General features: G+C 53.0%; 8 protein-coding genes. 6 read left to right on the top strand and 2 right to left on the bottom strand.

Annotation, left to right across the window (positions count from 1 at the left end):
- Positions 1 to 57 precede the first annotated feature (57 nt).
- Positions 58 to 1,452, top strand: coding sequence for an inverse autotransporter invasin YchO (gene ychO, locus ACJHWR_RS10945; protein ID WP_000086193.1), 1,395 nt, complete (start codon positions 58 to 60; stop codon positions 1,450 to 1,452).
- Here ychO and narL read toward each other — a convergent pair whose 3' ends face one another.
- Complete coding sequence (gene narL, locus ACJHWR_RS10940; protein WP_000070491.1) at positions 1,453 to 2,103, bottom strand: two-component system response regulator NarL; 651 nt, start codon at positions 2,101 to 2,103, stop codon at positions 1,453 to 1,455.
- Positions 2,096 to 3,892, bottom strand: coding sequence for a nitrate/nitrite two-component system sensor histidine kinase NarX (gene narX, locus ACJHWR_RS10935; RefSeq protein WP_000918063.1), 1,797 nt, complete (start codon positions 3,890 to 3,892; stop codon positions 2,096 to 2,098). Before narX ends, narL begins: the two co-directional genes overlap by 8 nt.
- A gap of 338 nt (positions 3,893 to 4,230) precedes the next feature.
- Between narX and narK the strand changes: the two genes are divergently transcribed.
- The 5 genes from narK (at position 4,231) to narI (ending at position 12,678) form a co-directional block, all read left to right on the top strand.
- Positions 4,231 to 5,622 (top strand): nitrate transporter NarK, encoded by a 1,392-nt coding sequence (gene narK / locus ACJHWR_RS10930; protein WP_000019836.1) that lies wholly within the window; start codon positions 4,231 to 4,233, stop codon positions 5,620 to 5,622.
- A 393-nt stretch (positions 5,623 to 6,015) separates the two neighbouring features.
- The gene (locus ACJHWR_RS10925) at positions 6,016 to 9,759 is read left to right on the top strand and encodes a nitrate reductase subunit alpha (protein ID WP_024175803.1); all 3,744 of its coding nucleotides are present in this window, start codon (positions 6,016 to 6,018) and stop codon (positions 9,757 to 9,759) included.
- The gene (gene narH, locus ACJHWR_RS10920) at positions 9,756 to 11,294 is read left to right on the top strand and encodes a nitrate reductase subunit beta (RefSeq protein ID WP_000702650.1); all 1,539 of its coding nucleotides are present in this window, start codon (positions 9,756 to 9,758) and stop codon (positions 11,292 to 11,294) included. The genes ACJHWR_RS10925 and narH overlap by 4 nt, the downstream gene beginning before the upstream one ends.
- Complete coding sequence (narJ, locus tag ACJHWR_RS10915) at positions 11,291 to 12,001, top strand: nitrate reductase molybdenum cofactor assembly chaperone (protein WP_000571695.1); 711 nt, start codon at positions 11,291 to 11,293, stop codon at positions 11,999 to 12,001. Before narH ends, narJ begins: the two co-directional genes overlap by 4 nt.
- Complete coding sequence (gene narI / locus ACJHWR_RS10910) at positions 12,001 to 12,678, top strand: respiratory nitrate reductase subunit gamma (RefSeq protein WP_001160110.1); 678 nt, start codon at positions 12,001 to 12,003, stop codon at positions 12,676 to 12,678. The genes narJ and narI overlap by 1 nt, the downstream gene beginning before the upstream one ends.
- Positions 12,679 to 12,689 lie beyond the last annotated feature (11 nt).

The raw sequence follows: 12,689 nt of genomic DNA, 5'->3' as shown, positions 1-12,689 counted from the left end.
GTAATCGTTATTCTTTAAGGCTATGGTTTTTCATTTTTACCGGAAGTTACCGACGTTTTGAGCCGTTTCGTTCCTCGCATTATTCCGTTTTATTTACTCTTGCTGGCGGCAGGCGGTACAGCTAACGCACAATCTACCTTCGAGCAAAAAGCGGCAAATCCCTTTGATAATAACAATGATGGTCTGCCGGATTTAGGCATGGCACCTGAAAATCATGATGGGGAAAAACACTTTGCGGAAATTGTGAAAGATTTCGGCGAAACCAGTATGAATGATAACGGGCTGGATACTGGCGAGCAGGCAAAAGCTTTCGCATTAGGAAAAGTCCGCGACGCGCTTAGTCAACAGGTTAATCAGCACGTAGAGTCCTGGCTATCACCGTGGGGAAATGCCAGTGTTGACGTCAAAGTGGATAACGAAGGACATTTCACCGGCAGTCGCGGAAGCTGGTTTGTGCCGTTACAAGATAATGATCGTTATCTCACCTGGAGCCAGCTTGGTCTTACTCAGCAGGATGATGGCTTGGTGAGCAATGTGGGCGTAGGGCAACGCTGGGCGCGCGGCAACTGGCTGGTGGGTTATAACACTTTTTATGACAACTTGCTGGACGAAAATCTTCAGCGAGCGGGCTTTGGTGCCGAAGCGTGGGGCGAATATTTGCGACTATCGGCAAACTTTTATCAGCCGTTTGCTGCATGGCATGAACAGACAGCCACGCAGGAACAGCGGATGGCGCGCGGGTACGACCTGACAGCCCGGATGCGCATGCCGTTCTATCAACACCTCAATACCAGTGTCAGCGTAGAACAGTATTTTGGTGATCGTGTCGATTTGTTTAACTCTGGTACGGGTTATCACAATCCCGTCGCGTTGAGTCTGGGATTAAATTACACCCCTGTGCCCTTAGTCACTGTGACGGCCCGGCATAAACAGGGTGAAAGTGGCGAGAATCAAAATAACCTCGGGCTGAATCTTAACTACCGCTTTGGTGTACCGCTCAAAAAACAACTTTCTGCGGGCGAAGTTGCCGAAAGTCAGTCGTTACGTGGTAGTCGCTATGACAATCCGCAGCGAAATAATCTTCCGACTCTTGAGTACCGACAGCGAAAAACCTTAACGGTGTTTCTGGCGACACCGCCGTGGGATCTAAAACCTGGCGAAACAGTGCCGCTGAAATTACAAATCCGCAGTCGTTACGGTATTCGGCAACTGATTTGGCAGGGCGATACGCAGATATTAAGTTTGACGCCGGGCGCACAAGCCAACAGTGAGGAGGGCTGGACGCTGATCATGCCTGACTGGCAAAACGGGGAAGGCGCAAGCAATCACTGGCGATTGTCAGTAGTGGTGGAAGATAACCAGGGGCAGCGTGTCTCCTCCAATGAGATCACGCTAACGCTTGTCGAACCGTTCGACGCATTGTCAAACGACGAACTGCGCTGGGAACCGTAATCAGAAAATGCGCTCCTGATGCACCCATACCGCAGCTTCCACGCGAGACTTGAGCTTCATTTTCTTCAGCATGTGCTTGACGTGCACTTTTACTGTGCTTTCGGTGATATCCAGGCGGCGGGCAATCATCTTGTTCGGCAAACCCTGGGCAATCAGCTTGAGAATATCGCGCTCGCGTGGGGTTAACTGGTTAACATCGCGTTCAGTAGTGGCACGGTTAGCGCGCAAGCTGGCGGCCAGAACAGGCGTTAATGCTTCGCTTAATACCATTTCGCCAGCAGCTGCCTGATGCAATGCTTTCAGCAGATCTTCCGGTTCCATATCTTTTAACAGATAGCCATCCGCGCCGCGTTTCAGTGCGGTGACCACATCTTCTTCATGGTTAGAGACGCTGAATACCACAATGCGACCGGAGAGGGACTTTTCGCGCAGTTTATCCAGCGTTTCCAGACCGTTCATGCCGGGCATATTGAGATCTAACAGGATCAGATCGGGATCAAGAGATTCCGCCAGTTCAATACCCTGTTCGCCATTACTCGCTTCGCCAACCACGGTGATATCTGGTGCCATACTGATAAGCTGTTTTACGCCAGTTCGCAGCATCGGGTGATCGTCGATCAGCAGGATAGTAGCCGGTTCCTGATTACTCATGGGTATCTCCTTGGACGTCTGTGAAAGTTTTTTCGGGAATAAAGGTGACAACCACTTCGGTGCCACCTGATTCACGACGGCGGACGCGGCAATCGCCTCGTAAACTTTGCGCACGGTCGCGCATTATTATCATGCCGTAGTGATTGCTGCGGATGGCATTTTCAGGCACGCCGCAGCCGTTATCCTGGACGGTCAGTTTGACCTGATTATCGTTTTGCGCCACCGTCACCACGACCTCACTCGCTTGCGAATGTTTGAGGGCGTTACTTAATGCCTCACGGGCAATTTGCAACAAGTGGATTGCCTGATGCGAAGGCACCAGACGAGGCGGCAATTGATAATCCAGCTTCACCGGGAAGCCAAATTTGGCGCTGTACTCTTCGCAACTCGCCTCCAGCGCCGGACGTAATCCAGGCTCGGTGAGCTGCAAACGGAATGTGGTGAGCAATTCACGCAACTGCGCCCAGGATGCATTCAGTTCGTTACGGATCTGACTTAACAGTTCGCGGCTGCTTTCTGGCAGCGCATCGCCCTGCATCTGTAAACAACTCACCTGCATCTTCATGCAAGAGAGAGATTGGGCAATAGAATCATGCAGTTCGCGCGCAATGGTGGCACGCTCTTCCATCACGATCAACTGTTGCTGACGTTCCTGATGGCGATCCAGCGCCAGCGTGGCGGTGAGTTGTTCAACCAGGGTATCCACCAGTTGTTGTTGATCATGGCTAAGATGACGCCCCTGCGGCAGGGTCGCCAGCAAAATACCGTACTGCGTATGAGAGTCAGCCAGCCGCCACTTCAGGGTTGTGCCGCGATCGCCAACGGGTAATATGCCGCGCGGGCAGAGCTGGCAGCCTTTATCATCACAAGTCATATCTGGCTGGCAGGTAAACTCCTGATGATTCTCTTCATCATCAGTGTCATACACCCGCAGTTCGATATCACGTAGCAGGGTTAAATTCTGTAAGCCGTTGAGTACCGGTGACAGGCGTTCACACAGCGGGGCGCGGGAATGCAAACGGCGGTTAGCCTGCCATAAAAAAGAGAGGATCTGATTTTTATGCTCCAGCCCGGCAGTTTTCTCCTGAACCCGCTGCTCAAGTACGGCATAACTTTCGGCCAGTTCTGCAGACATATTGTTCAATGCAGTTCCAAGCATCGCCATTTCGTTGCGCCCGCTGATGTTTGCGCGTTGGGTAAAATCGCGATGGCTGACGGCACTCGCCATTGCCAGCAGTTGCCGCCACGGTTGTAGCAGTCGCGCCCGCAACCAGATAATAGTGAACACCAGTAAAAGTGCCATAAATACCGCCATTACCCGATGGACCAGTACCACTGTCTCAATGCGCATTTCCGTGGTGCGGTCAAAACCAGATACCAGCTGATCAAGCCCGGCAACAAACTGGCTGACATCCGCTGACACCGTTTCGCGGTTTTGTGCACGCATCAGCGCAGGGATCAGTTCATTACGCCAGTAATCTTGTAAACCCTGTAATTGCGCCAGTTGTCCGTCTCGTTCCGCTGCTCGAGTCAACTCGGCGCTAAATGCCGTTTGTTCCATTTCTTTAATTAAGGGCTTGTCTTTCTCGCTTAATGGCACTGCCGCCAACAGACGGTAACTTTGCATGCGCAGCGATCCCGCTTTGTTGATCGCATGGGCGCTGCCCTGAACGCCTTGCACCAGCCAGCCAGAAACTGCCATCCCTGCCAGTCCAATAGCAGTAGAAAGCAACACAATAAGCGCAACCTGATTAACCAGGGTGAGCGGAGAGAGACAACGTTTAAGCATGTAAACCTCTTCCTTCGGGCTTTAAATGAGCAATAACCTTAATGAATGTGACGATACATTCTGGAATGGCAGTATTCTCGGCTATTGGCTGAAGTATACCCATACCCGGAAAGAGTTACTCCTTATTTGCCGCGTGGTTAGTCGCTTTACATCGGTAAGGGTAGGGATTTTACAGCACCGTGAAAAATCTCATAATTTTTATGAAATCACTGTACTCACTATGGGTAATGATAAATATCAATGATAGATAAAGTTATCTTATCGTTTGATTTACATCAAATTGCCTTTAGCTACAGACACTAAGGTGGCAGACATCGAAACGAGTATCAGAGGTGTCTATGAGTCACTCATCCGCCCCCGAAAGGGCTACTGGAGCTGTCATTACAGATTGGCGACCGGAAGATCCTGCGTTCTGGCAACAACGCGGTCAACGTATTGCCAGCCGCAACCTGTGGATTTCCGTTCCCTGTCTGCTGCTGGCGTTTTGCGTATGGATGTTGTTCAGCGCTGTTGCGGTGAACTTACCGAAAGTCGGTTTTAATTTTACGACCGATCAGCTATTTATGTTGACTGCGCTGCCTTCGGTTTCTGGCGCGTTATTACGTGTTCCATACTCCTTTATGGTTCCTATCTTCGGTGGTCGTCGCTGGACGGCGTTCAGCACCGGTATTCTGATTATTCCTTGCGTCTGGCTGGGTTTTGCCGTGCAGGATACCTCCACGCCTTATAGCGTCTTCATCATCATCTCTCTGCTGTGCGGCTTTGCTGGCGCGAACTTCGCATCCAGTATGGCAAACATCAGCTTCTTCTTTCCGAAACAGAAGCAGGGTGGCGCGCTGGGTCTGAATGGTGGTCTGGGCAACATGGGCGTCAGCGTCATGCAGTTGGTTGCTCCGCTGGTGGTATCACTGTCGATTTTCGCAGTATTTGGTAGCCAGGGTGTCAAACAGCCGGATGGGACTGAGCTGTATCTGGCGAATGCGTCCTGGGTATGGGTGCCGTTCCTTGCCATCTTCACCATTGCGGCGTGGTTTGGCATGAACGATCTTGCTACCTCGAAAGCCTCCATCAAGGAGCAGTTGCCGGTACTCAAACGGGGTCATCTGTGGATTATGAGCCTGCTGTATCTGGCAACCTTCGGCTCCTTCATCGGCTTCTCCGCGGGCTTTGCGATGCTGTCAAAAACGCAGTTCCCGGATGTTCAGATTCTGCAATACGCTTTCTTCGGGCCGTTTATTGGTGCGCTGGCGCGTTCTGCAGGTGGTGCATTATCTGACCGTCTGGGCGGAACTCGTGTCACGCTGGTGAACTTTATCCTGATGGCGATTTTCAGCGGCCTGCTGTTCCTGACCTTACCGACTGACGGACAGGGCGGAAGCTTCATGGCGTTCTTCGCAGTCTTCCTGGCGCTGTTCCTGACAGCTGGGCTGGGTAGTGGTTCCACTTTCCAGATGATTTCCGTGATCTTCCGTAAACTGACAATGGATCGCGTGAAAGCAGAAGGGGGTTCTGACGAACGTGCGATGCGTGAAGCGGCAACCGACACGGCGGCGGCGCTGGGTTTCATCTCTGCGATTGGCGCGATTGGTGGCTTCTTTATCCCGAAAGCGTTTGGTAGCTCGCTGGCATTAACGGGTTCGCCAGTCGGCGCAATGAAAGTATTTTTGATTTTCTATATCGCCTGCGTGGTGATTACCTGGGCGGTATATGGTCGGCATTCTAAAAAATAAATCTTAATATTTGATTATCCTTTGCGCGGCATGATGTCGCGCTTTTTTTATGCGTCATTTAGTTACAACATACTCATATTATATTGGCTTATTTCGCCGGATTTCATTAAGAGCCATTAATATGTTACCCATGGGGAATACTCCTTAATACCCATCTGCATAAAAATCTTAATAGTTTAAATAACTACAGGTATAAAACGTCTTAATTTACAGCGTGTTATGCTGTAACTGCTAATTATCCTAAAGGGGTATCTTAGGAATTTACTTTATTTTTCATCCCCATCACTCTTGATCGTTATCAATTCTCACGCTGTTTCAGAGCGTTACTTTGCCCTTAAACATTAGCAATGTCGATTTATCAGAGGGCCGACAGGCTCCCACAGGAGAAAACCGATGAGTAAATTCCTGGACCGGTTTCGCTACTTCAAACAGAAGGGTGAAACCTTTGCCGATGGGCATGGCCAGCTTCTCAATACCAACCGCGACTGGGAGGATGGATATCGCCAGCGTTGGCAGCATGACAAAATCGTCCGCTCTACCCACGGGGTAAACTGCACCGGCTCCTGCAGCTGGAAAATCTACGTCAAAAACGGTCTGGTGACCTGGGAAACCCAGCAGACTGACTATCCGCGTACTCGCCCGGACCTGCCAAACCATGAACCTCGCGGCTGCCCGCGCGGTGCCAGCTACTCCTGGTATCTTTACAGCGCCAACCGCCTGAAATACCCAATGATGCGCAAACGCCTGATGAAAATGTGGCGTGAAGCGAAGGCGCTGCATAGCGATCCGGTTGAGGCATGGGCTTCTATCATTGAAGACGCCGATAAAGCGAAAAGCTTTAAGCAGGCGCGTGGACGCGGTGGTTTTGTTCGTTCTTCCTGGCAGGAAGTGAATGAACTGATCGCCGCCTCTAACGTTTACACCATCAAAAACTACGGCCCGGACCGCGTCGCTGGCTTCTCGCCAATTCCGGCAATGTCGATGGTTTCTTACGCATCGGGTGCACGCTATCTTTCGCTGATTGGCGGTACTTGCTTAAGCTTCTACGACTGGTACTGCGACCTGCCTCCTGCGTCTCCGCAAACCTGGGGCGAGCAAACTGACGTACCGGAATCTGCTGACTGGTACAACTCCAGCTACATCATCGCCTGGGGTTCAAACGTGCCGCAGACGCGTACCCCGGATGCTCACTTCTTTACTGAAGTGCGTTACAAAGGCACCAAAACTGTTGCCGTCACACCAGACTACGCTGAAATCGCCAAACTGTGCGATCTGTGGCTGGCACCGAAACAGGGCACCGATGCGGCAATGGCGCTGGCAATGGGTCACGTAATGCTGCGTGAATTCCACCTCGACAACCCAAGCCAGTATTTCACCGACTATGTGCGTCGCTACACCGACATGCCGATGCTGGTGATGCTGGAAGAACGCGACGGTTACTACGCCGCAGGTCGTATGCTGCGCGCTGCCGATCTGGTGGATGCGCTGGGCCAGGAAAACAATCCGGAATGGAAAACTGTCGCCTTTAATACCAATGGCGAAATGGTTGCGCCGAACGGTTCTATTGGCTTCCGCTGGGGCGAGAAGGGCAAATGGAATCTTGAGCAGCGCGACGGCAAAACTGGCGAAGAAACCGAGCTGCAACTGAGCCTGCTGGGTAGCCAGGATGAGATCGCTGAGGTGGGCTTCCCGTACTTTGGTGGCGACGGCACGGAACACTTCAACAAAGTGGAACTGGAAAACGTGCTGCTGCACAAGCTGCCGGTGAAACGCTTGCAACTGGCTGATGGCAGCACCGCCCTGGTGACCACCGTTTATGATCTGACGCTGGCAAACTATGGTCTGGAACGTGGCCTGAACGACGTTAACTGTGCAGCCAGCTATGACGATGTGAAAGCTTACACTCCGGCGTGGGCCGAGCAAATCACTGGCGTTTCTCGCAGCCAGATTATTCGCATCGCCCGTGAATTTGCCGATAACGCTGATAAAACGCACGGTCGTTCGATGATTATCGTCGGTGCGGGACTGAACCACTGGTATCACCTGGACATGAACTATCGTGGTCTGATCAACATGCTGATTTTCTGCGGCTGTGTCGGTCAGAGCGGGGGGGGCTGGGCGCACTATGTAGGTCAGGAAAAACTGCGTCCGCAAACCGGCTGGCAGCCGCTGGCGTTTGCCCTCGACTGGCAGCGTCCGGCGCGTCACATGAACAGTACCTCTTATTTCTATAACCACTCCAGCCAGTGGCGTTATGAAACCGTGACTGCGGAAGAACTGCTGTCGCCGATGGCGGATAAATCTCGCTATACCGGGCACTTGATCGACTTTAACGTCCGTGCAGAACGCATGGGCTGGCTGCCGTCTGCGCCGCAGTTAGGCACTAACCCGCTGACTATCGCTCGCGAAGCAGAAAAAGCCGGGATGAATCCGGTGGACTATACGGTGAAATCCCTGAAAGAGGGTTCTATCCGTTTCGCTGCGGAACAGCCGGAAAACGGTAAAAACCACCCGCGTAATCTGTTCATCTGGCGTTCTAACCTGCTCGGTTCTTCCGGTAAAGGTCATGAGTTTATGCTCAAGTACCTGCTGGGGACGGAGCACGGTATCCAGGGCAAAGACCTGGGGCAGCAGGGCGGCGTGAAGCCGGAAGAAGTGGACTGGCAGGACAACGGTCTGGAAGGCAAGCTGGATCTGGTGGTGACGCTGGACTTCCGTCTGTCGAGCACCTGTCTCTATTCCGACATCATTTTGCCGACGGCGACCTGGTACGAAAAAGACGACATGAATACTTCGGATATGCATCCGTTTATTCACCCGCTGTCTGCGGCGGTCGATCCGGCCTGGGAAGCGAAAAGCGACTGGGAAATCTACAAAGCCATTGCGAAGAAATTCTCCGAAGTGTGCGTTGGTCATCTGGGTAAAGAAACTGACATCGTCACGCTGCCGATCCAGCACGACTCTGCCGCTGAACTGGCGCAGCCGCTGGATGTGAAAGACTGGAAAAAAGGCGAATGCGACCTGATCCCAGGCAAAACTGCACCGCACATTATGGTCGTAGAGCGCGATTATCCGGCAACTTACGAACGCTTTACCTCTATCGGCCCGCTGATGGAGAAAATCGGTAACGGCGGTAAAGGGATTGCCTGGAACACCCAGAGCGAGATGGATCTGCTGCGTAAGCTCAACTACACCAAAGCGGAAGGTCCGGCGAAAGGCCAGCCGATGCTGAACACCGCAATTGATGCGGCAGAGATGATCCTGACGCTGGCACCGGAAACCAACGGTCAGGTAGCTGTAAAAGCCTGGGCTGCCCTGAGCGAGTTTACCGGCCGTGATCATACGCATCTGGCGCTGAATAAAGAAGACGAGAAGATTCGCTTCCGCGATATTCAGGCACAGCCGCGCAAAATCATCTCCAGCCCGACATGGTCTGGCCTGGAAGATGAACACGTTTCTTACAACGCCGGTTACACCAACGTTCACGAGCTGATCCCGTGGCGTACGCTCTCTGGCCGTCAGCAGCTGTATCAGGATCACCAATGGATGCGTGATTTCGGTGAAAGCCTGCTGGTTTATCGTCCGCCGATCGACACCCGTTCGGTGAAAGAAGTGATGGGCCAGAAATCTAACGGTAATCCGGAAAAAGCGCTCAACTTCCTGACACCGCACCAGAAGTGGGGTATCCACTCCACCTACAGCGACAACCTGCTGATGCTGACTTTAGGTCGCGGTGGTCCGGTGGTCTGGTTGAGTGAAGCCGATGCCAAAGAGCTGGGTATCGCCGACAACGACTGGATTGAAGTCTTCAACAGCAACGGTGCATTGACTGCCCGTGCGGTTGTCAGCCAGCGTGTTCCGGCAGGGATGACCATGATGTACCACGCGCAGGAACGTATCGTTAACCTGCCTGGTTCGGAAATTACCCAACAGCGTGGTGGTATCCATAACTCGGTCACCCGTATCACGCCGAAACCGACGCATATGATCGGCGGCTATGCCCATCTGGCATACGGCTTTAACTACTACGGCACCGTAGGTTCTAACCGCGATGAGTTTGTTGTAGTGCGTAAGATGAAGAACATTGACTGGTTAGATGGCGAAGGCAATGACCAGGTACAGGAGAGCGTAAAATGAAAATTCGTTCACAAGTCGGCATGGTGCTGAATCTCGATAAGTGCATCGGCTGCCACACCTGTTCAGTTACCTGTAAAAACGTCTGGACCAGCCGCGAAGGCGTGGAATACGCGTGGTTCAACAACGTGGAAACCAAGCCGGGCCAGGGCTTCCCGACTGACTGGGAAAACCAGGAAAAATACAAAGGCGGCTGGATCCGTAAAATCAACGGCAAACTGCAGCCGCGCATGGGTAACCGCGCCATGCTGCTGGGTAAAATCTTCGCTAACCCGCATCTGCCGGGGATCGACGATTATTACGAGCCGTTCGATTTTGACTATCAGAACCTGCATACCGCGCCGGAAGGCAGCAAGTCGCAGCCGATTGCCCGTCCGCGTTCGCTGATTACCGGCGAACGGATGGCGAAAATCGAAAAAGGGCCGAACTGGGAAGATGACCTGGGCGGTGAGTTCGACAAGCTGGCGAAAGACAAGAACTTCGACAACATCCAGAAGGCGATGTATAGCCAGTTCGAAAACACCTTCATGATGTATTTGCCGCGCCTGTGCGAACACTGCCTGAACCCGGCATGTGTGGCGACCTGCCCGAGCGGTGCGATTTACAAGCGTGAAGAAGATGGCATCGTCCTGATCGACCAGGATAAATGCCGTGGCTGGCGTATGTGCATCACCGGATGCCCGTACAAAAAAATCTATTTCAACTGGAAGAGCGGTAAGTCTGAGAAGTGCATCTTCTGCTATCCGCGTATTGAAGCGGGTCAGCCGACCGTGTGCTCAGAAACCTGTGTCGGTCGTATCCGTTATCTCGGCGTGCTGTTGTACGATGCCGACGCTATTGAACGTGCAGCCAGCACTGAGAACGAGAAAGATCTTTACCAGCGTCAGCTGGACGTGTTCCTCGATCCGAACGATCCGAAAGTCATCGAGCAGGCGATTAAAGACGGTATTCCGCTGAGCGTTATTGAAGCCGCACAGCAGTCGCCGGTTTATAAAATGGCGATGGAATGGAAACTGGCGCTGCCGCTGCATCCGGAATATCGCACACTGCCGATGGTCTGGTACGTGCCGCCTCTGTCTCCGATTCAGTCTGCAGCAGACGCGGGTGAGCTGGGTAGCAACGGCATTCTGCCAGACGTCGAAAGCCTGCGTATTCCGGTGCAGTATCTGGCGAATCTGCTGACCGCCGGTGATACCAAACCGGTACTGCGCGCGCTGAAACGTATGCTGGCGATGCGTCATTATAAACGTGCTGAAACCGTTGACGGGAAAGTGGATACCCGTGCGCTGGAAGAGGTCGGTCTGACCGAAGCCCAGGCACAGGAGATGTACCGTTATCTGGCGATTGCTAACTACGAAGATCGCTTTGTGGTGCCGAGTAGTCATCGTGAACTGGCGCGGGAAGCCTTCCCGGAGAAAAATGGCTGCGGCTTTACCTTTGGTGATGGCTGCCACGGTTCAGATACCAAATTCAATCTGTTCAACAGCCGCCGTATCGATGCCATCGACGTAACCAGCAAAACGGAGCCGCACCCATGATCGAACTCGTGATTGTATCGCGTCTCCTTGAATATCCGGATGCTGCCTTATGGCAGCATCAACAAGAGATGTTTGAGGCGATTGCTGCGTCGAAAAATCTGTCGAAAGAAGATGCCCATGCGCTGGGCATTTTCCTGCGCGATTTAACGGCGATGGATCCGCTCGATGCTCAGGCCCAGTACAGCGAACTGTTCGACCGTGGTCGTGCCACGTCACTGTTGCTGTTTGAACATGTGCACGGTGAATCCCGCGACCGCGGTCAGGCGATGGTAGACCTGCTGGCGCAGTATGAGCAGCACGGTTTGCAGTTAAACAGCCGCGAATTGCCCGACCATCTGCCGCTGTATCTGGAGTACCTGGCGCAGCTGCCGCAAAGCGAAGCCGTGGAGGGTTTGAAAGATATTGCGCCGATTCTGGCATTGCTGAGTGCGCGTCTGCAACAGCGTGAAAGCCGTTATGCCGTGCTGTTTGATCTGCTGCTGAAACTGGCGAATACCGCTATCGACAGCGACAAAGTGGCGGAAAAAATTGCCGACGAAGCGCGCGACGATACGCCGCAGGCGCTGGATGCCGTCTGGGAAGAAGAGCAGGTTAAATTCTTTGCTGACAAAGGCTGCGGTGATTCAGCAATCACTGCTCATCAGCGTCGCTTTGCCGGTGCCGTCGCGCCGCAATATCTGAATATCACCACCGGAGGACAGCACTAATGCAATTCCTGAATATGTTCTTCTTTGATATCTACCCGTACATAGCCGGGGCGGTCTTCCTGATTGGTAGCTGGCTGCGTTATGACTACGGGCAGTACACCTGGCGCGCGGCGTCCAGCCAGATGCTGGATCGCAAAGGGATGAACCTGGCGTCGAACCTGTTCCATATCGGTATTCTGGGGATTTTTGTCGGTCACTTCTTCGGTATGCTGACGCCGCACTGGATGTATGAAGCCTGGCTGCCGATTGAAGTGAAACAGAAAATGGCGATGTTTGCTGGTGGTGCCAGCGGTGTGCTGTGTCTGATTGGCGGCGTGCTGTTGCTGAAGCGTCGTCTGTTCAGCCCACGCGTGCGTGCAACCACTACCGGAGCGGATATCCTGATCCTGTCGCTGCTCGTTATCCAGTGCGCGCTGGGCTTGCTGACCATTCCGTTCTCAGCCCAGCATATGGACGGTAGCGAGATGATGAAACTGGTTGGCTGGGCGCAGTCGGTAGTGACCTTCCACGGTGGTGCTTCTCAACATCTTGATGGTGTGGCATTTATCTTCCGTCTGCACCTGGTGTTGGGGATGACGTTATTCCTGCTGTTCCCGTTCTCGCGTCTGGTGCACATCTGGAGCGTACCGGTGGAGTATCTGACACGTAAGTATCAGCTGGTGCGCGCCCGTCACTAAGCGAATTTTAG

Origin of the sequence: Escherichia sp. WS568 (genome assembly GCF_046486085.1) — a bacterium.
Taxonomy (GTDB): domain Bacteria; phylum Pseudomonadota; class Gammaproteobacteria; order Enterobacterales; family Enterobacteriaceae; genus Escherichia; species Escherichia coli.
The sequence above is the reverse complement of the archived record's forward strand: the minus strand, read 5'-3'. Positions and strand labels throughout refer to the sequence as shown.

What these genes read in the sequence shown, in the direction of transcription:
- narJ (WP_000571695.1), top strand. Translation starts at nt 11,291, where the DNA reads ATGATCGAACTCGTGATTGTATCGCGTCTCCTTGAATATCCGGATGCT.
- ACJHWR_RS10925 (WP_024175803.1), top strand. Translation starts at nt 6,016, where the DNA reads ATGAGTAAATTCCTGGACCGGTTTCGCTACTTCAAACAGAAGGGTGAA.
- narX (WP_000918063.1), bottom strand. Translation starts at nt 3,892, where the DNA reads ATGCTTAAACGTTGTCTCTCTCCGCTCACCCTGGTTAATCAGGTTGCG.
- narL (WP_000070491.1), bottom strand. Translation starts at nt 2,103, where the DNA reads ATGAGTAATCAGGAACCGGCTACTATCCTGCTGATCGACGATCACCCG.
- narH (WP_000702650.1), top strand. Translation starts at nt 9,756, where the DNA reads ATGAAAATTCGTTCACAAGTCGGCATGGTGCTGAATCTCGATAAGTGC.
- narI (WP_001160110.1), top strand. Translation starts at nt 12,001, where the DNA reads ATGCAATTCCTGAATATGTTCTTCTTTGATATCTACCCGTACATAGCC.
- narK (WP_000019836.1), top strand. Translation starts at nt 4,231, where the DNA reads ATGAGTCACTCATCCGCCCCCGAAAGGGCTACTGGAGCTGTCATTACA.